Below are 18,383 nucleotides of genomic sequence, written 5' to 3'. Positions count from 1 at the left end.
AGTAAGGATAAATAATGAAGTTACTGATTCAGCTGCGTACTCCAACTGAGATGGCAAGCTATGAGGGCTGCGCACTGGCCTTAACCTTAGCGACTTTTGGTCATCAAGTGCAGCTTTATTTAGATGCGCCAGTGTTTGGCTTATTGATGCAGCCTAAATCACGCTTGCACGGCATGATTCAATCGCTAGAATTATATGACATGCCAGCAGCTTGGCTACCTAATGATGTCTTTAGCGGTTGGCTGACAGGTATGGTGCCTCTCGACTTAGCTAGCCAGTTAATGCTCATTCCTGAAGTAGTTAACAGCCAAGACTTTGAGCAAATATTAACTTTTTAGGGGTTATTGCAAACCTTATCCCAAGCGCTTTTAGCCTCTTTATTTTGTAAAAACGGACACTTGCATGGCAACTCTATATCAATTACATAGCACGATGGATACCCTAAGAAGCTGTACTAGTGAGATGGCTCTTACTTGGCAGGACGGTGACAGTATTATCTTGCTCGGTTCAACAGTGGCTTTTGTTGCATGGTTAACCGCTTATCTCGATGATGCCGATATAGTAGATATCAAAGCCATCTATGCCTTAGCTGATGATGTGGCGCAACTTAGTACTGATACCGCAGCCCAACTCAATCTTGATAGCAAGCTCACCGCTATATTGACGGATAGTGAATGGGTGGCTTTGACTCTAGGGGATTATGCTGACAGTCAGCCGTTCGATAAAGTAGTGACTATTGCCTTATGACCGATAAAACCTTAAATGCTGAGGTAACTGGCACGGCTTGTAGCACGGCTAATAAGGACTGTAATAAAAGTAATGCTGAGCTTAGTAACGCCACCCCCTTAGTATTGGACGAAGACGGCCATCTGTGTAATCATAATATTTGGACAGCAGCTATCGCCCAGCAACTCGCCGATACTTTAGAGGTTGAGCTAAGTGCTGAGCATTTAGCCGTTTTACAGCAAGTTCGCAGCTTTTTTGATAAGTTCAATCATGCTCCTGCTACTCGTCCACTGATCAAATGGCTACAGCAGACCTTACCTGAGCACGATATCAGTAACCAAAAGCTACAGCAGCTATTTAACACTGGATTGGTGGCGCGTCATGTCAATCGCTTAGCGGGTCTACCTAAACCACCAAACTGTTTATAGTTAGTAGTCAGCAGCATTTTATATATACTTTTTCAGCTTCTCTAGACTCAGCTCTTAGCGTAGTTAACTGCTCGTTGAACTGGCTTTTTTTAAGCCAGCTCAGTTAAACTGGCTATTTGGCATCATAGACAGTCAAAGTATCATAACCAGTGCTACGACCATTGTCACCATTGAAGCACTGCTGTCGCCATAATTCATAAAGACATATTGCTACGCTGTTAGACAGATTCAAGCTGCGCGAATCAGGAAGCATTGGTAGTCTTAGCCAATTATTAACACCAATGTCTTCTCGTATCTCATCAGCTAATCCAGCTGTTTCAGAGCCAAACACTAAAGCGACATTGCTAGCATTAGCTTGACCAGCATCAGCCTGTTCTGTGAAGCTATAATCGTAGAAGGGCTTGCTAAGTTTAGTAGTCAAGGCAGTAATGGTGTGACAGTCACAAGCGATTAGAGCTTGCTTAGCAGCTGCCCAATTATCATGAACTTGCAACTGAGCATATTCATGGTAATCAAGCCCTGCTCGACGCAACTTTTTATCATCTAGCTCAAAACCTAGCGGCTGCACTAAATGTAGTTGCGCACCAGTATTAGCACATAATCGAATGATGTTACCAGTATTGCTAGGCATCTTTGGTGCTACTAGCACGATATGAATGGTCATAGAGTTTCCATAAATTAAAAAAAGACCAAAAATTGACAGCTATAGTATAGTGCAAAAATATATTTTATGGGGTTGCAAGCCCAGTAACTATCTATAGAAACTTACAGAGATAACGATTTAAAGCTGATTACGGTAATCAAAAGTTACAGTTTATTAGTAATAATTACACTTTGATACTTTGCATATTTTTTAACTTTTATTATGATGTCTGTGTCGGATAGCAAGCATATGTTAAGATTGATATTTAATCTTTTGATAGAACTACCTATTCAATATTTGATAAATAATGCTCAAGCCAAGCGCTTAGTATCATTTGTTTTACCTGTATTACCCACCCATTTTGAGGAAAATATTATGAAAAAAGTAATTATCGCATCTTTAGCTGCTATGGTTGTATTGACTGGTTGTAACACATTCAAAGGTTTTGGCCAAGACGTATCAAGCGCTGGCGATGCTGTAACTGGTACTGCTAAAGAAGTACAGAAAAAAATCTAAGCTACGCCCATTTAGAAGTTATAAAGGGCTTACCATGTCATTTGGTAAGCCCTTTTTTTGTTTAAAGATACGGCTTAGTCCGCACTCTGTTATTTGATGGTCACAGAAACTCGCGCAAGATTTGATTAAGATAGCGCTGACCCAGCTTAGTCGGTTGCAGTCTATCTGTGCTAGCGACCAACAAGCCTTGGTTCACCAGCTTATCTACTTTCGCTGCAATGTTGTCATAAGCCAAGCCAGTGCGCTGCGTAAATAATTGCCAACTCACCCCAGTATGTAAACGTAAGGCATTGAGCATAAACTCACTGACCAATTCATCACTAGCAATCGTATGCCAGTCAACCATTTTGGGCGCACTTGGCTTGCTTGTAGCCATTATAGAAGAGCTATCTAGAGTAAGGCCGGGTAAGTGTTGGTAGGCAACATAATCTTTTGGTAGTCGTGATTTGCTAAAGCGATAAATATCGGGCTGTAGCGATGATTCACCCTTTACTACTGAGCCTGATAGAATATTTGCTAAGCGTTTTGACTGATCGTCACTAACCGTCACTTTACCGTGCGCCCCCGCTCCAATCGCCAAGTAATCACCAAATTGCCAATAATTCACATTATGACGACAAGGCTGATCTAATCTACCCGCCCATGCTGATACTTCATAATTGCTATAGCCTAAACTTTGGAGTAGCGCATTGCCTGCCTGCTCAATATCCGCCAAGTCATCCTCATCAGGCAAGATAGGCTGACTTCGATAGAATACTGTATTAGGCTCGATAGTTAGCTGATACCATGAGATATGCGTGGCACCCGTATCATGGGCGGTTTGGATGTCATGCAAGGCCTCAACGAGGGTTTGCTGCGGTAAGCCGTGCATCAAGTCTACATTTACTCGAGTAAAGCCAGCTTCGCGTGCAGCTTTAATAGCCGTCACAGCTTGCATAGGATCATGGATACGCCCAAGCGTCACTAGCTTATCCGCACAGAAGCTTTGCACTCCTATGGACAATCGATTAATTCCTACCTTTAGATATTCAGCAAACGGCGCGTGCTCTAAGGTTCCAGGATTAGCTTCCATAGTGATTTCGATATCATCAGCAAAATCAAAGACCTGACGTAACCCAGCAAAGAGGCGCTGATATTGTAAGATAGGCAATAATGACGGCGTGCCCCCACCAATAAATATTGAGCTGATCTGACGTCTTTGAGTCAGGGGCTGCTGCAGTTTTGCATCTAGCAGTAGCGCATCTACATACTCATCATATCTCTCATCCAGCGCCTGCTCACTATCCACTGGTAATTCATGTGAATTAAAATCACAATAAGGGCACTTTTTTACGCACCATGGAATATGAATGTACAGCGCTAGCGGAATATCTAACGCTTTTATAGTAGGCAAGCCCGTATCATCCTGCTTAGCCTCAGCTTTAGGAACGTTAGCTTTATGAACATTAGCTTTATGAACATTGTTATTAGTATCAGGTTGAGATATTGACATAGGATAAACTTATAGTTGCAAGACTGCATTAAGCAGTAGACGTGGCTGGCTAGAGTAACGGCTAAACCAATAAAAGCAAAGCTTTGATGATATTTGATTAATAGTGGTTGTCTGCTAAAAAAACAATGACTGATAAAGATAAGAGCTGAAATAGGCTATATCGATAACATAACCAGTAACAAACGCTAATACTAACCGTCTACACTTATAGGCAAAATGGTTGGCAGATATTGATAATATTCTAACAATATTAAAAAAAGGACATCAAGCATGGCGTATTGGTTAATGAAATCTAATCCTAAGTTTTTTGGTATTGACGATCTGCGCCGCATGGGGACTGATGCTTGGGACGGCGTACGTAACTATCGTGCTCGTAATTTTATGCGTGATGATATGAGAGTCGGTGATCAAGTGATTTTTTATCATTCAAGCGCCAAACCCTCTGGTGTCGCTGGAATCATGACTATCAGTAAGGCGGGCTACCCTGATCCCAGTCAGTTCCATCCCGAACATCGCCATTATGACCCTATAGCAACCGAAGAGAAGCCACGCTGGTATATGGTGGAGGTTACTTTTGAGCAGGCCTTGATAGAAACCTTACCCTTATCTGCTATTAAATTCATACCCGCTCTTGAAGATTCTTTATTACTTAGAAAAGGCTGTCAGCAATTGACGGTTATCCCCCTTGAGCCTAAGCACTGGCAAGCGATAATGGATATGGCTGAAAGCTTAGAGTTGTTAGAGGACTATGAATAAAATATAGCTATAGGAGCCAATCCGATTTCTTAGGGGTTCGGCTCCTTGGTGAGAACTTGAATCTTTGGGTAAATACTATTGTTATCAATAGTTTAAGTTAATGAATATTAAACGATAAACGCCCCTATTACGGCAAATAGTAGGGGCGTTTATTTTTTTGTAAGCCTTGACTCTATTCTGTTTGAAGTAGAAATAAATTCGCATACCTATGACAAGCTGATGGGTAATCGTTGTCACATGCCTTATTTAGTAAATCTTTTGCAGTAGCTATGTCTTTGTATACTCCTTCACCATCGTAGTACATTAAGCCCAGAGTAAATTGAGCACTGCCACTTCCCAAATTGGCTGCTTTTGTATACCAATCTATAGCTTGGGCATAACTTTGTTTTACACCCCAACCTTCTTGGTTTATTTCTCCTAATCTATAGTGCGCTTCAGCGTTTCCCTGTTTAGCGGCTTTTTGATACCAATCTATAGCCTCATTGTAGCTAGCAATTGTATAATAGTGCCAACCAAGCATATTTTGTGCTTCAGCGTTTCCCTGCTTAGCGGCTTTTTGATAAAATTCCAGTGCTCTGGCAGCATCTAAACGTACTCCATCTCCTAAGTCATACATTACCCCAAGACTATATTGCGCCTCAGCATAACCCTGATCAGCTGCCTTGTGATACCATTCTAATGCTTGAGCATCATTTTGAAGTCTATCTTCACCAGTTTGATATGCTCGTCCAATTCTATACTGTGCCTCAGCATTTCCTTGCTCAGCTGCCTTCTGATACAAATCTACTGCTGTAACAAAATCTGGAAATATATCTTTAACAGTTTTATCGCCAAAATAAAGCCTGTGTACCTCTTTAGCATCACCTTTACTGGTTAATTGTTGAGTTTGGCCAAAGTCTACTGCCATAGCAGATACCGATAGCATCGTAGGTACTAACAAAAGCGTTATTTTGCTGATAAATGAGGCTTTACACAGTGGCATGGTGAGTCTCGAATGAGTCGTTTTTAGGATTATATTTTTGCAGTAGTGCCATGGTAGCATAACCATTTTAGGTCGCTCGGCTCGGTAACTTTTTTATGTCTAAAGCCATTCATCATAACGTCCTTTTTTTGCAGTATGTTCGCTGCCTGTATAGCGCACCGATCACAAATTAAGATTACTTTCAGGTATGCAAAGCTTAGTAGCCAACATAAGGTTAATCCAATAAATGTCTCATTTGGATATCTATGCGCAAGCAGAGATTGGCAAAACAAGCTTGGTAGTGATTGGCATAGCCTAATAGCAATAGGTATGGGTATGGGTATAGGAGATGAGTTTGTATTAGCGCAAAAGTCGTGTGTGCAATCTATCGACAAGCTACTTACTCAATAGATTATAGCAAAAACGCTCGTTTGAGCTAAATGCCCCGATTATTGGCACCAGTAGCCTATAACTTGCTATTCAAGTCCTCACTAGGGTAGCGAACCAGTGAAAGCAGATTACTGATTCGCCAAAAGTTTAGGCTAAAAACTTGGCTTTAAAAGGTAAATACAGGAAAAATTTAGTTTAAAATTGACTGTAGTCCACTTTAACGAGTTTAGATTGCTGAACCTTTTTTAGTTTGAATGTCTTGGAATTTTCATCCCAAATGTTGACATAATAGGTGATAAGTTGTTTACCGGTGGTTTCGTTGACTTTCTCGCCTTCACAATTGCGGCTGATAAATAAGCGGCTATTAGGATAGAAAGCCAAACGCTCGTTGTCATCGAGTTCCGCTTCGTCTGCAAAGCATTCTGCGCCACTTTCATAAGGGGTGACACTATCCTCAGTTTCACCCAGTGGGATATCGTATACTTTGCCAGTACGTTTATCAATCATAGCCCCTGACACACAGCTTGTACCACAGCCCCAGGTTGTTACGATATAGTTACCCGCGAAGTTAATGTCACCATCTTTATGAGCAGCTTTTAGACGAGTAAGAAAAGAGCTCCAGTCACCTAGTTTTAAGGGGGCTTGTTTACCGTTATAAATTTTAGCAGGGTATTTCTCAAAGCTGTAACCAGCGATGGTTTGGGCATGAGAAGTAGAGATACAAGCCAAGGCAAAACCAAGACAGGTCGCAAGCTTTTTCATAAGAATTCCTTTTTTAATAGGGATTAGTACAGAAAACGGAAGTTATAGTTATAGTACGGTAAATACATTTTTTAATTATATATAAACTCCATTAAATAAGTTTTTCTCAAATTACTTATGCAAATAATAATCTGATAAGGTTTAGTAAAGTCTTACAAGCTGTATGTTGAGCTTTAATACAATCAAATTTAAGCTATGCTTGAGCAAACGTATAGGTAAAATTGGTAAACTAACGACTAGATGAGGAGTTTGCTATGACTAAGAAAAAGCAAAGCTATAGTACGGGGTTTAAAGTACAGGTCAATCTCGGACGCTCTAGCTTTCACATAAATTCTGTCTGTCATAGCGTAATCTTCCGTGATTGGCTATAGCTCAGGGTGGGAGCAAACTTATTAACAACTGGCTAGGAATTAACTGTACTATTAAAGAAGCCCCCTATATTTAAAGTAGATAACTATGTTGTCGGTAAAGTTGTCGGTAAAGTTAGCGGTAGTCTAGATGCTTTAGAGTTTTTTGATATGAAATACCTTAATGACTCAGGAATTGAGACTATAAACCTATTGACCACTTTTGCAGGTAGCTTAAAGGATAAGCAAGCAGGCTCACCTTGCAAAGCGTCGTTGAAAACGTTGACATCATAGCGTAGCTTGTTTACCATCGTGCCTAGTTATCATTATGATGATCTGTTCGCTTTAGACCTGTCAATTCACTCTTTGAATTGACGGGTTATTTTTATTTTAGTGACTAGCAGTTTCGGTACTTGGCAGTTATTGCTATAAAATTGTTGATACTGTTTTATCATCCTGACTGTTTCTACCTTCCTGACTGTTGTATCGTACTGACCGTTTTATCATACTCACTGTTATAGCTTGCTAACAGTGACTGTAATCGACTTTTAAGCTCAAACCTTAATATTAACCATCTATAACCATCGTAAATAATGAAAAGTTGCTAACCATGGCTTTGCCGATATCCTTTACCGATTTTAAAAGCTATAGCTTACGCTTAGGCGTACTAGCGCTACCTATTTTAGTTACCCAGTTTTGCCAAGCCGCACTTGGTGTCGTCGACGCTATCATGGCCGGACAAGTCTCTGCCCTTGATTTGGCCGCAGTCGCTGTCGGCTCAGGTATTTGGCTGCCGCTATTTCTCCTAGCAACCGGAATATTGATTGCCACGACTCCACTTATTGGCGAGGCAATAGGCCAAAATAACCAACATCAAGTTCCGCACATTACCCAGCAATCCTTATGGACAGCCGCGGTAATCGGTATTATTGGTTTTATTATTGTCAATCTCATGCCCAATGTACTGGCACTTATGGGTGTCCCCGAAAACATTCAACCTATAGCCGCCCAATACTTACATGGCGTATCCTTTGGTTTCCCTGCTATGGCAGTGTATGCCGTGCTACGCAGCTACTGCGAAGCGCTGGGTCGTCCAGAGCCTGTGACTGTTATCAGTATAATTGGCTTACTCGCTGATATCCCACTCAACTATATTTTTATTCATGGGCTTTATGGCATGCCTGAGATGGGTGGCGCTGGTTGCGGAGTTGCCACGGCTATCGTGTTATGGATAACCGTATTACTATTAGCTGCTTATACCGCCTTTACTAAACGCCAGCAGTTTGCCAAAACTCGATTTTTTCAAAATTTTGCGGCGCCTAATCGTGTGCAGATCACTAAGCTGCTTAAGTTAGGAATACCTATTGGTATTTCTATCTTCTTTGAGGCTAGTCTTTTTAGCTTAGGAGCCATCATTATCAGCCCCTTAGGGGAGATAGCTACTGCCTCGCACCAAGTGGCGCTATCGGTGACCGGTCAGCTGTTTATGATACCGATCTCCGTAGCTATGGCCCTAACTATCATGGTCTCTAATCGCTTCGGTGAGAAGAACCTGTTGGCCCTACGCCATGTCCAAACTACTGGGCTTATCTGGACTATTCTTATCGCTGTAACTTGTATGCTAGGAATTTGGTTATTTAGACCTTATTTAGCAGCTGCCTTTACTGACAATCCACAAGTACGAGCGCAAGCGATGCACTTATTAATCTTTGCCCTAGCTTATCAGTTGTTTGATGGCTGGCAAGTTAATATCGCCGGTATCCTACGTGGTATGCAAGATACTACTGTCCCTATGTGGGTGACGCTGTTTTGCTATTGGATAGTGGCGTTGCCATTAGGTATTTATTTAGTACGCTATACTAATATAGGGGCACAAGGCTTTTGGATGGCGCTAATTACTGGTCTGTTTTTATCTTCAATTCTATTGACGCTACGTTTACGCCATCAGCAAAAACGCTTACAGAGCCTATGGGCTTAGAGCGCAGATAGCCCTTATCGACATCTAGGACAATCATAGAGTCTTGAAGTTGTAAATAGTCAACTGTTATAAATAAAAGTCGTCGTGCCATTGGGTGCAGCGGCTTTTTTTATAGCAGTGACTGTACAATAGGTTTATTACTAGGCGATAAGTCTCAGTAAAACAGCTGTTAATCAATGCTAGCGCTACTCAGCCAGTTAGACTATGATAAATGCATCGCTGTAGGTATTGTTGAGTTACGGAATTGGGTGCTATGTTTTGACACACCCCTATATCTAGAGCTTTAAAATGCTACAACACTAAGCTAAATCCTAGCAATAGTTAAGCGGTCGTTAAAATTATGTAAAAAATCCAGTTAACAACTGTACATTGATTGCTCATTGAGACGAATATAGGTATCATGAGCAATTGCTTAAACTATATCTTGTTACACTATCGAGCCAATTGCTCTTTTGATAACGAAATTGTTAATTAGCAACCTTTTAAACGGCTTCTTTAAATAGTCATCTTAAGTAATCACCTTTGTTTTTTCTTATAATCTTTTTAACCTCAGTATAAGGTCTTATAAAAACTATGGATATTGAAAAAATACGCACCCTAATAGCGCTCATGGAAGAGAACGAACTAGTCAATTTAGAAGTGAGTTCAGACGATGAGCATATCAGTTTAACTCGTCATTATGACGCCCCGGCGCCAACGATGATGGCTGCACCTACTGCTGGTGTAGCACCAGTAGCGGCTACTACAAAACCTGCTGGTAAAGCGGGTAAAGTTGAAAACTCGCCAATGGTCGGTGTGTTCTATTCAGCTCCTACTCCTAATGACCCACCGTTTGTAAAGGTTGGTCAGCAGGTTAAAGCTGGTGACACTATTGGTATCATCGAAGCTATGAAGATTATGAACCCACTTGAAGCCACTCAAAGCGGTATTATCGATGAAATCTTAGTGGATAACTCTGAGGTTGTACAGTTTGGTCAGCCCGTTGTACGCTATAAGGCTTAAGCTTTAGCACCTAAGGTTAATATTAGTTATTAACCTTAAGTCTAGCAATAAGCCCAATAGTATCTGCCCGACTCTACCTTCATGATTGATAGGTTGTTACCCAGATTGCTGTGTTAAATGCTAGGGTCTAATCACCCCTGCAAACTATGACCAGTAATCAGTGACAACCGTATCAGTCAACGCCGCTTTGACAAGGATGAACCCATGATAAAAAAACTGCTCATCGCCAACCGAGGTGAGATTGCCCTACGTATCGTTCGCGCTTGTAAAGCGCTTGGTATTGAAACTGTAGGCGTCTACTCTACTGCTGACGAAAATCTAATGCATCTACGTTTCGTTGACGAAGCCATATGTATTGGTAAACCTAATGCCAATCAGAGTTATCTTGATATCAGTACTATTTTGACTGCTGCTGAAATCTCTGGTGCGGATGCTATCCATCCCGGCTATGGTTTTTTAGCTGAAAGTGCTGAATTTGCTGAGCGTGTTGAGGAAGCAGGGTTAACCTTCGTCGGTCCTAATGCTGATCATATTCGCCTAATGGGCAATAAGGTGTCAGCTATCAATGCCATGAAAAAGGCTGGCGTGCCTACTGTACCCGGCTCAGTGGGTGCAGTTAATATCCATAATGCTGAAGAGCAAGCCCGTAATATCGGCTTTCCACTATTGATCAAAGCAGCCTCTGGCGGCGGTGGTCGTGGGATGCGTGTTGTTGAGCGTTTTGACGAGGTGGTCAGTCAAGTACAAGCCGCCAAGCAAGAAGCTGAGCTGTGGTTCGGTGATGACACAGTCTATATGGAACGCTATCTACAAAACCCACGTCACGTCGAAATCCAAGTGCTAGGTGATGGTAATGGTAATGCTATCCATCTGTATGATCGTGATTGCTCACTACAACGTCGCCATCAAAAAGTACTAGAAGAAGCCCCTGCTCCTGATATCCCTGATGATGTACGTCAGCCTATCTTAGATGCTTGTGTCAAAGCCTGTGAATTAGTTAAGTATCGCGGTGCTGGTACTTTTGAATTCTTATTTGAAAACGATGAGTTTTTCTTTATTGAAATGAATACTCGGGTTCAGGTTGAGCATCCTATTACTGAGATGATTACGGGTATCGATGTGGTCGTTGAACAGCTGAAAATTGCAGCAGGTTATGGATTATCTTATCGCCAGAGCGATATTGAGATTCAAGGGCACGCTATTGAGTGTCGTATCAACGCTGAAGATGCTACTACTTTTGCCCCTTCGCCAGGTACAGTCACTCAGTTGTTTGCCCCTAGTGGCGCTGGCGTACGTTTTGACTCTCATCTATACCCAGGATATGAGATTCCTAGCTATTATGACTCGTTGATTGGCAAGCTTATCTGCCATGGTCAGACTCGTCAACAAGCTATAGCCAAGACCTTACATGCTTTAGATGAGTTAATCATCGAAGGGATCAAAACCAACGTTCCCCTGCACCGTGATGTTATTTTATCTGATGAAAATTTTGTAGAAAGAGCGCAGAATATTCATTATTTGGAAAAAGAACTATTGAAGCCAAAAGATCCTAAAAAAACGGCTTAATTATCTGTTGATTAGGCGGTGTTGAACCTTCATAAGTAGGCACTGTTGATTAGGCGGTGTCGAACCTTTATAAGTAGACACTGTTGATAAACAGCCTTTAAATAAAAAACCGCTATCTCTAGTAGATAGCGGTTTTTTATTGTCTGGCGTATTGTTTGAGCTACTACATTTTAACTTTACTACTATAAGGAATCATAGCCTTAATATGGTCATCAACATTAGCATACTTATAGAAACGGCTTTGCTTTTAAAAATTATTTTGCTATGAAAAATTGCTGTGATTGTACAAGTTAAGCCGTTTATTAGAACACTTAAGGCAGTACTCTATTAAAGTCCATAAAGCATTCCTCACCTTCAGAATCTGCACACCACTGCATATTATTACCATCATGCTTTAAAAAAGCTATCAAAGCATCATCAGTTTGATCCACTTGATTGCCCGAACAGTCGGGCTGATTATTATCATAAGTAGTTTTCATAGCGATAATAGGCAAACCCTCTTCGCGATGGGTAATTAGATAGCGACCATAAGTAAGCTCTTTGCCACTAACGGCTAACATCTCATTATCGGCACCGAAATTATATAACTCACGGCACTGATTGTTGCGTAGCGAAGCCGCTTTGATGTTTTGGCTAGCTATGATCTTAGCGCTATCACTTATGAGCATGCCATCAGGCGTAGGTTTGACTATACGAAGCTCACTGCTGTCAACTATCCCCTCAGCTACTTGGTTTATTGATTCGCCACTCAGCGCTTTGCTAGCGCTGAGCTCTTGCTTCTCAGCAGCTTTTGCTATCTTTGCTACTCGTTCGCTCATCGCCTGTGTCCTCTCTAGATCAATCTCCCACTGCCCAGCAATGGCGGGGCTAATATGAGTTGTAATCACTGCTTGGCTGACTTGCTCACCAGCAGTTGGAAAAGTTGACAAGATACCAGCTAAGGTAAAAGAAGCAAGAGAGAGCGGTTCCATAATTAACCTTTTTATTTATACTAAGAGATAATCCGTCTAATAGCGTAAGTGCTACACCATAAAAACACAAGTAACATTATGCTATTAGCCACTAGAGGTAAACCATAACTTTAAGCTTATCTTTACTGGATACTAAATATAGCAACCTTAGTCAAAATTAGTCTACAGACATAACCTTGGCTAGCTTAAGACAAAAAAATAACGCCCTATCTTAAGCCGGTTTAAGGCTTGCGATATAGCATTATATTTATAGCCATTACCGTAGCTACAGTAATGGCTATAATTTTAACGAAGCTTTTAACTCTATTACTAGTTGCAAATAACTAGAATATTAACTAAAAGCTAAGATTCTACTCTAAGCTGCCGCTTTGCTAGTTGCTTGTGCAAAAGCTGACAACGCGCCTTTTAGCATAGCGGATACTGTACTGCTACAAGTGCCGATACCTGAGTAGACGTCGCCATCTACATTAAGCTGGATATAAGCTGCGGCATTGGCATTGGTTTTATTATCACTATTGTTATCATCGTCAATGCTATTACCATTACTGGCACTATGCTGCGGATTAATGGCATGCTCTGCATAGTTGATGATGTGTAACGACTTACCAGTATGCTGAGCTAAGCCATTAATAAATGAGGATAGAGGTCCATTACCAGTGCCTTCAATAGTGATAGTTTCATTGTTCATCTGCACTTGACCGTTAAAGAAGACTTCACCGGCTTTATTATTGACACTGTAATCAAGTAAATCAAAATTACCTTGCTGCAAATAAGTGTTTTCAAAAGTCTGCAAGATCTCATCGTTTTGCAATTCACGCGCGGTGCTTTCTGCTTGCTTTTGCACGACACCACTAAAGTCGATTTGCATCCAGCGTGGCAAGTTAAAGCCGTAATTGCGCTGCAAAATATAAGCCACGCCGCCTTTACCTGATTGGCTGTTAATACGTACCACATCTTGATAGCTGCGACCTATGTGTGCAGGGTCTATAGGTAGGTAAGCGACATCCCAAACGTTATCCGTCTGCTCTTTATGCTGCTCATTATAATCAAGAGACTTCTTAATAGCATCCTGATGCGAGCCACTAAAGGCGGTAAATACTAGCTCACCAACATACGGATGGCGTGGGTGCACTGGTAAGTTATTACACTCACTCACCACTTGCACAATCTCACTCATGTCACTGAAATCAAGCTCTGGATCTACGCCTTGGCTAAATAAGTTCATAGCCATGACCATGATATCCATATTACCAGTACGCTCACCATTACCTAATAGTGTGCCCTCGATACGATCAGCACCAGCAAGTACACCAAGCTCAGCGGCAGCTACTGCACAGCCACGGTCATTATGAGTATGGAGACTGATAGTCACGTGCTCACGTTTGGCAAGGTGGCGACAGAAGTATTCAACTTGATCGGCAAAGACGTTAGGCATAGAAGCCTCAACCGTCGCTGGCAAGTTCAAAATCACCTCTTGACCAGTTTCAGGTTTCCAAACTTCACAAACCGCATCACAAACTTCTACGGCATACTCAGTTTCGGTTTGGCTAAAGCTCTCAGGCGAATACTGAAATACCCACTCGGTTTCAGGATATTTGGCCGCATATTGTACTAATAGATTAGCACCTGCTATAGCAATTTCTTTTATCTCAGCTTTATCTTTGCCGTAGACTTTTTCACGCTGGATACGACAAGTAGAATTATAAACATGGACGATAGCACGCTTAGCACCAGCTAAGGATTCAAAGGTGCGAGCGATCAAATGCTCACGGGCTTGCACTAATACTTGCAAAGTTACATCTTCAGGAACATGGTTCTCTTCGATCAACTTTCGAGCAAAATCAAACTCCACTTGCGCCGCTGACGGAAAACCAATTTCAATCTCTTTAAAACCAACCCCAACTAAGGTCTTAAAGAAACGCATTTTTTGCTCGATAGTCATCGGATCAATCAAAGCTTGGTTGCCATCACGCAGATCTACACTAGCCCATATTGGCGACTTTTCTAGGGTTTTACTCGGCCAAGTGCGATCTGGTAATGAAGGCGCAAAAGCGAATGGACGATATTTCTGAAAGTCAAAAGCCGCATGTTTTGGGGTGATTTTTGCAGCAGTAGATTTAGCATGGTGTGGGGCTTGTTGAGACATAATCAATCCTTAGAGAAGGTAGCAAGTTGCGTAGGGTCTACTACCGTTGCAATTTAAATAGTGAGACTATCATAGAAGATAATAAAAGTTTATGCGATTATAATAACAAAGTTTGTGAGGTGAAAAACTGCTTAATTTTACTTAATATAGCACTATATTAGTGATAAACATCGACTTAAGTATTATAATTAGCTAAATCCGCTAAAATTAAGTCTCGTAATGCAAAGTAATGATAAAAGTAGCCAACTCTCTATAATTATTGATGAGACTGATAAGCAGTTATTGCGTTTATTACAGACTGACGCAAGAATGAGTATCACTGAGCTTGCCGAACAAGTCAACCTGTCCGCTACTCCTTGTGCAAGACGAGTTAAGCGCTTAGAAGACAGTGGTATTATTACTGGTTATCACCTGCAAACTGATGCGCAAAAGCTCGGTTATCCCCTAGCTATTTTTATCTCTGTTAGTATGGATCGTCATACCGCAGAGCGCTTTGAGCAGTTTGAAAGCAAGGTAAAAAGCTTCGATGAAGTGATTAGCTGTAGTATCGTTACTGGGCGTAGCGAAGACTATTTGATCAAAGTACGCGTACGCGACATGGCCCATTATGAAGAGTTTTTATTGCATAGACTCAATCGCATTGAAGGAGTCGCACAAGTACATACTAGCTTTGAGCTACGTGAGATATTCTCTAGAAGTATAGTCAGCGCAAACTAACTTGGCAGAGTTCACAAAGTAAATTGCAATCCGCTAGATAAACTTATCGATGATGGCGTGGTATTGTCAGCTAACCGCTAGCGATATAAGGCATCAGCAATCAGTCTTGCTCTATACGCTGCGGCTGGCGACGAAATAATAGCAGCAACACTACACCTATCACTAAGCCGATACCAGCAACTAGTAGACCTGCATTAAAGTTATCATCCTTTCCTGCCAGCGCTACAGTCACTAAGGGCCCGACAAACTGACCCGCCGCATAAGCTAAGGTGGCCAGTCCCATCAGTAAATTTGAAAAAGCAGGATTGATATTTTTAATAATATTAAGGGTCATCGATACCATACCGGCGAAGCTCAAGCCCAAGATAACTGCATTACTATACAACCCTAGCGCCCCATCGAATAATGAAGGGATGAACATACCGATAGCTTGTAGCACAGTCAGACCAATCAAGGTATTAATCTCGCCAATGCGTTTGGCAAGTGCGCCCCAAAGTGGATTAGAGAGCATCGCAAAGATACCTACTATCAGCCAAATCAGTAGCCCAGCGTAAGTTTGATTAGTCAGCTGTTGCGTCGCCATAACTGGCAAAAAGGTTGCTGAAGTAATATAACCGAACCCAGCCAGCACGTAGCTACCAGCTAATAGAGAAATAGCTTTAGTATGCCCTACTACTGCCTCGTATAATGAGCGCTTAAAATTAAAATAGGTTTGTTTTATAGAAGGGTATTTAATATCAGCGGTTAACTTAGCTGCGTCCGTCTTTATAGGGCGTATTGCATATAACAATACTAATAACGGCAGACTAGTTATCCCAGCGACTAGCCATATCACATTGAAATGGTAGCCCAACGTCAATAGCCACCAAGTCAAGATAGCCGAGGCACTGATTCCTGTACCGATCCCAGCATAATGTACCGTTGATAGCAAAGAGCGTCGTGCTGGACTGAACTTTTGAATAATAAAAGACGAGCCCAATATCAGACCGATGCCACTAGCAATGCCTGCTAGCAGACGAATAATGTACCATAAGCTCAAGGGCAGATGCGGTATCACCAGCAGCGTCGTAGAGACTATACTGACAATCATACCCATCATCAACGCCTGCCAAGTAAGGCGCTGCGGTACAAACATCGCAATCAGCGCCCCAATAAAGTAGCCGATATAATTGATCGATGCTAGCCAGCCTGCAATAGTAGTCGACAGCGTTAGCTGAGTCATAATATCGGGCAAAGTGGCGGTAAATAAGAAGCGACCATAACCCATCGCCACAGCCAGACAGTATAGTCCTATCCAAGCAATGGTGGTTTGGTTAGTAATAGTTGGTATGATAGAGCGGCGAGATATAGTCGTCATGATAGACCCAGTTTATGCCAACTCACAGCAATCAGCGCAGCATCTTGGTTTTGAATAATTTAGTATCAACACCTTAGTACTGATAACTTGCTATTAGTATTTTAGTATCAATACCTTAGCATTGATATTGCCAACACTTCGATAGGACTACCCTTTGGCTAAGAAGCGATAACTTTCGATGTGGTCGCTATTGAGTCATTTTGTCCCAACATCGCTACCCGATTATCGCTAAACATATCCATATCTGGAGCTAAAGTACGCATAAAACGGTCAAAATATAACAGCTGCTTAGTCAATAGCGCAAAGTCACGTGGGAAATGGATACCATGACGTTTACCAACATCAACAATCTCAAGCATCATTTTATTGAGCTCATCCGCTTGCTCTTTGACATTAATAGGCACGCCGTTAGTGAAGCTAATATCTTCCGCCATAATAGTCTTCATCATTCGCTGCAAGTCTTCAGCTAAAGCAGACGCATCTACTTGCTTATGTTTATGAGTCATCTCCATATCGATCATGTGCTGAGCCATAGCCTGATAATCGTTAGTTTGCAAAGCTTGCATCATACCCATACAAGCGCGCCAGCTCTCAGCTTTTAACTTACCAACGATACCGAAATCCAAAAAGCCAATACGGCCATCAGTTAATAGCATTAGATTACCAGCATGTAAATCGGCGTGGAAACTATTGCATAGCATCAAACTGGCAAACCAAGTATTGAGAGTATCGGCCATCACTTGCGCAGGATCGCTGCAATACTGACGCATGGCTGTTTCATCGACCATAGAGATACCACGCAAGCGGCTCATAGTTAATACGCGCTTAGTAGTGAATTCATCATAGACTTTTGGCGCAATAACTCGTGTATTACCTGACATCGCCAAAAACTGCTGAAAGTCGCGAATGTTTTGCGCTTCGGCAATAAAGTCGGTTTCCGCCAACATGCGCAAACGAATCTCATCGATAATCGGCGCAATACTAGCGAACTTCATCGAAGGCATCATAATCTCTAACAGTTTTGTTACTGCATGCAGCACCCCCAAGTCAGTCTGCATAATAGTTTCGACATTAGGCTTTTGTACCTTTAATACTACTTCGTCACCGTTATGCAGCCGTGCCGCATGAACTTGGGCAATAGAAGCCGATGCAAGGGGTTCTTTATCGATATACGCAAACTGATCGGCTAGCGTTTGACCATAGACGGCTAGCTCTGCGGTTAATACTTGCTCGATATAAGCATAAGACAGTGGCGTAGTCTGATCTAAACAGCTTTGAAAAGCTTCGACATACTCACGCGGAAATAACGAGGGCGTGCTGGCAATAAACTGACCTATTTTGATATAAGTGGTGCCTAACTGTTCAAAAGTTTCTTTTAATAATTGCGCATCAGGTTTTTCACCAGTAGCGACTCGGAACGCAGATAGTCCTGCTACGCTGGCGGTCTGACGAATGCGATTCATCACATTAAAGGTGTGTTTTAATAAGTGGGGGCGATGAATTTTCATAAAGGACAACTTTATTAATAAGAGAGATAATAAAATAACTGCTCAATGAGTTAGGCAGTCATAATCGCTATTGATACAACTATGATAATAATCGATAAAAAAAAGGCTAGTAACAAG

The 18,383-nt window shown here is 41.7% G+C and carries 17 protein-coding genes; 9 read left to right on the top strand and 8 right to left on the bottom strand.

Annotated features, from left to right (window positions below; genetic code table 11):
* The first annotated feature begins 14 nt into the window (after positions 1 to 14).
* The 3 genes from JMY09_RS06625 to JMY09_RS06615 all read left to right on the top strand — a co-directional run bounded on the left by JMY09_RS06625 (position 15) and on the right by JMY09_RS06615 (position 1,154).
* Positions 15 to 338: a hypothetical protein gene (locus tag JMY09_RS06625; protein ID WP_201622811.1), complete on the top strand. Its 324-nt coding sequence runs from the start codon at positions 15 to 17 to the stop codon at positions 336 to 338.
* 64 nt (positions 339 to 402) lie between these two features.
* Positions 403 to 747 (top strand): hypothetical protein, encoded by a 345-nt coding sequence (locus tag JMY09_RS06620; protein ID WP_201622810.1) that lies wholly within the window; start codon positions 403 to 405, stop codon positions 745 to 747.
* Positions 748 to 851: 104 nt separating this feature from the next.
* Entirely contained in the window at positions 852 to 1,154 is a 303-nt protein-coding gene (locus tag JMY09_RS06615; RefSeq protein ID WP_379606678.1) for a TusE/DsrC/DsvC family sulfur relay protein, read from the top strand.
* A 112-nt stretch (positions 1,155 to 1,266) separates the two neighbouring features.
* Here JMY09_RS06615 and JMY09_RS06610 read toward each other — a convergent pair whose 3' ends face one another.
* Positions 1,267 to 1,818: a tRNA (cytidine(34)-2'-O)-methyltransferase gene (locus JMY09_RS06610; protein WP_201622808.1), complete on the bottom strand. Its 552-nt coding sequence runs from the start codon at positions 1,816 to 1,818 to the stop codon at positions 1,267 to 1,269.
* Positions 1,819 to 2,172: 354 nt separating this feature from the next.
* Here JMY09_RS06610 and JMY09_RS06605 point away from each other — a divergent pair, with 354 nt between their 5' ends.
* Positions 2,173 to 2,313, top strand: coding sequence for an entericidin A/B family lipoprotein (locus JMY09_RS06605; RefSeq protein ID WP_201622872.1), 141 nt, complete (start codon positions 2,173 to 2,175; stop codon positions 2,311 to 2,313).
* 100 nt (positions 2,314 to 2,413) lie between these two features.
* Here the strand turns inward: JMY09_RS06605 and hemW are convergent, their stop codons facing one another.
* Positions 2,414 to 3,706 (bottom strand): radical SAM family heme chaperone HemW, encoded by a 1,293-nt coding sequence (gene hemW, locus JMY09_RS06600; RefSeq protein ID WP_379606679.1) that lies wholly within the window; start codon positions 3,704 to 3,706, stop codon positions 2,414 to 2,416.
* A gap of 369 nt (positions 3,707 to 4,075) precedes the next feature.
* Here hemW and JMY09_RS06595 point away from each other — a divergent pair, with 369 nt between their 5' ends.
* On the top strand, positions 4,076 to 4,561 hold the full coding sequence (locus JMY09_RS06595; protein ID WP_201622806.1) for an EVE domain-containing protein: 486 nt from the start codon (positions 4,076 to 4,078) through the stop codon (positions 4,559 to 4,561).
* Between the two features lie 172 nt (positions 4,562 to 4,733).
* On the opposite strand, the gene JMY09_RS06590 is transcribed toward JMY09_RS06595, so the two are convergent.
* Together JMY09_RS06590 and JMY09_RS06585 are read right to left on the bottom strand one after the other, a co-directional pair.
* A complete protein-coding gene (locus JMY09_RS06590) occupies positions 4,734 to 5,468 on the bottom strand; it encodes a tetratricopeptide repeat protein (protein ID WP_201622805.1) in 735 nt (244 codons plus the stop codon).
* 639 nt (positions 5,469 to 6,107) lie between these two features.
* Entirely contained in the window at positions 6,108 to 6,674 is a 567-nt protein-coding gene (locus JMY09_RS06585) for a hypothetical protein (RefSeq protein WP_201622804.1), read from the bottom strand.
* 957 nt (positions 6,675 to 7,631) lie between these two features.
* Between JMY09_RS06585 and JMY09_RS06580 the strand changes: the two genes are divergently transcribed.
* From JMY09_RS06580 to accC, 3 genes are all read left to right on the top strand, one after another.
* Positions 7,632 to 8,999 (top strand): MATE family efflux transporter, encoded by a 1,368-nt coding sequence (locus JMY09_RS06580; RefSeq protein WP_201622803.1) that lies wholly within the window; start codon positions 7,632 to 7,634, stop codon positions 8,997 to 8,999.
* A gap of 573 nt (positions 9,000 to 9,572) precedes the next feature.
* Positions 9,573 to 10,001 carry an acetyl-CoA carboxylase biotin carboxyl carrier protein gene (gene accB, locus JMY09_RS06575; protein WP_201622802.1) on the top strand — a complete coding sequence of 143 codons (429 nt, stop codon included), beginning with the start codon at positions 9,573 to 9,575 and terminating at the stop codon, positions 9,999 to 10,001.
* A 204-nt stretch (positions 10,002 to 10,205) separates the two neighbouring features.
* Positions 10,206 to 11,567 carry an acetyl-CoA carboxylase biotin carboxylase subunit gene (gene accC, locus JMY09_RS06570; RefSeq protein WP_201622801.1) on the top strand — a complete coding sequence of 454 codons (1,362 nt, stop codon included), beginning with the start codon at positions 10,206 to 10,208 and terminating at the stop codon, positions 11,565 to 11,567.
* Positions 11,568 to 11,878: 311 nt separating this feature from the next.
* On the opposite strand, the gene JMY09_RS06565 is transcribed toward accC, so the two are convergent.
* Both JMY09_RS06565 and leuA read right to left on the bottom strand, forming a co-directional pair.
* Positions 11,879 to 12,538 carry a hypothetical protein gene (locus tag JMY09_RS06565; protein WP_201622800.1) on the bottom strand — a complete coding sequence of 220 codons (660 nt, stop codon included), beginning with the start codon at positions 12,536 to 12,538 and terminating at the stop codon, positions 11,879 to 11,881.
* Between the two features lie 355 nt (positions 12,539 to 12,893).
* Positions 12,894 to 14,684, bottom strand: a complete 1,791-nt coding sequence (gene leuA / locus JMY09_RS06560) for a 2-isopropylmalate synthase (protein ID WP_201622799.1) — start codon at positions 14,682 to 14,684, stop codon at positions 12,894 to 12,896.
* A gap of 219 nt (positions 14,685 to 14,903) precedes the next feature.
* Here leuA and JMY09_RS06555 point away from each other — a divergent pair, with 219 nt between their 5' ends.
* Positions 14,904 to 15,401: an Lrp/AsnC family transcriptional regulator gene (locus tag JMY09_RS06555; protein ID WP_201622798.1), complete on the top strand. Its 498-nt coding sequence runs from the start codon at positions 14,904 to 14,906 to the stop codon at positions 15,399 to 15,401.
* Positions 15,402 to 15,501: 100 nt separating this feature from the next.
* Here the strand turns inward: JMY09_RS06555 and JMY09_RS06550 are convergent, their stop codons facing one another.
* Both JMY09_RS06550 and JMY09_RS06545 read right to left on the bottom strand, forming a co-directional pair.
* Positions 15,502 to 16,758 (bottom strand): YbfB/YjiJ family MFS transporter, encoded by a 1,257-nt coding sequence (locus JMY09_RS06550; protein WP_201622797.1) that lies wholly within the window; start codon positions 16,756 to 16,758, stop codon positions 15,502 to 15,504.
* Between the two features lie 158 nt (positions 16,759 to 16,916).
* Complete coding sequence (locus JMY09_RS06545; protein ID WP_201622796.1) at positions 16,917 to 18,266, bottom strand: ABC1 kinase family protein; 1,350 nt, start codon at positions 18,264 to 18,266, stop codon at positions 16,917 to 16,919.
* Between the last annotated feature and the right edge of the window lie 117 nt (positions 18,267 to 18,383).

Source organism: Psychrobacter urativorans (genome assembly GCF_904846695.1).
Taxonomy (GTDB): Bacteria; Pseudomonadota; Gammaproteobacteria; order Pseudomonadales; family Moraxellaceae; genus Psychrobacter; species Psychrobacter urativorans.
Note: the sequence above shows the minus strand (reverse complement) of the source record. Positions and strands in the feature narration are given on the sequence as shown.

What these genes read in the sequence shown, in the direction of transcription:
- JMY09_RS06625 (WP_201622811.1), top strand. Translation starts at nt 15, where the DNA reads ATGAAGTTACTGATTCAGCTGCGTACTCCAACTGAGATGGCAAGCTAT.
- JMY09_RS06620 (WP_201622810.1), top strand. Translation starts at nt 403, where the DNA reads ATGGCAACTCTATATCAATTACATAGCACGATGGATACCCTAAGAAGC.
- JMY09_RS06610 (WP_201622808.1), bottom strand. Translation starts at nt 1,818, where the DNA reads ATGACCATTCATATCGTGCTAGTAGCACCAAAGATGCCTAGCAATACT.
- JMY09_RS06605 (WP_201622872.1), top strand. Translation starts at nt 2,173, where the DNA reads ATGAAAAAAGTAATTATCGCATCTTTAGCTGCTATGGTTGTATTGACT.
- JMY09_RS06595 (WP_201622806.1), top strand. Translation starts at nt 4,076, where the DNA reads ATGGCGTATTGGTTAATGAAATCTAATCCTAAGTTTTTTGGTATTGAC.
- JMY09_RS06590 (WP_201622805.1), bottom strand. Translation starts at nt 5,468, where the DNA reads ATGGCAGTAGACTTTGGCCAAACTCAACAATTAACCAGTAAAGGTGAT.
- JMY09_RS06585 (WP_201622804.1), bottom strand. Translation starts at nt 6,674, where the DNA reads ATGAAAAAGCTTGCGACCTGTCTTGGTTTTGCCTTGGCTTGTATCTCT.
- JMY09_RS06580 (WP_201622803.1), top strand. Translation starts at nt 7,632, where the DNA reads ATGGCTTTGCCGATATCCTTTACCGATTTTAAAAGCTATAGCTTACGC.
- accB (WP_201622802.1), top strand. Translation starts at nt 9,573, where the DNA reads ATGGATATTGAAAAAATACGCACCCTAATAGCGCTCATGGAAGAGAAC.
- accC (WP_201622801.1), top strand. Translation starts at nt 10,206, where the DNA reads ATGATAAAAAAACTGCTCATCGCCAACCGAGGTGAGATTGCCCTACGT.
- JMY09_RS06565 (WP_201622800.1), bottom strand. Translation starts at nt 12,538, where the DNA reads ATGGAACCGCTCTCTCTTGCTTCTTTTACCTTAGCTGGTATCTTGTCA.
- leuA (WP_201622799.1), bottom strand. Translation starts at nt 14,684, where the DNA reads ATGTCTCAACAAGCCCCACACCATGCTAAATCTACTGCTGCAAAAATC.
- JMY09_RS06555 (WP_201622798.1), top strand. Translation starts at nt 14,904, where the DNA reads ATGCAAAGTAATGATAAAAGTAGCCAACTCTCTATAATTATTGATGAG.
- JMY09_RS06550 (WP_201622797.1), bottom strand. Translation starts at nt 16,758, where the DNA reads ATGACGACTATATCTCGCCGCTCTATCATACCAACTATTACTAACCAA.
- JMY09_RS06545 (WP_201622796.1), bottom strand. Translation starts at nt 18,266, where the DNA reads ATGAAAATTCATCGCCCCCACTTATTAAAACACACCTTTAATGTGATG.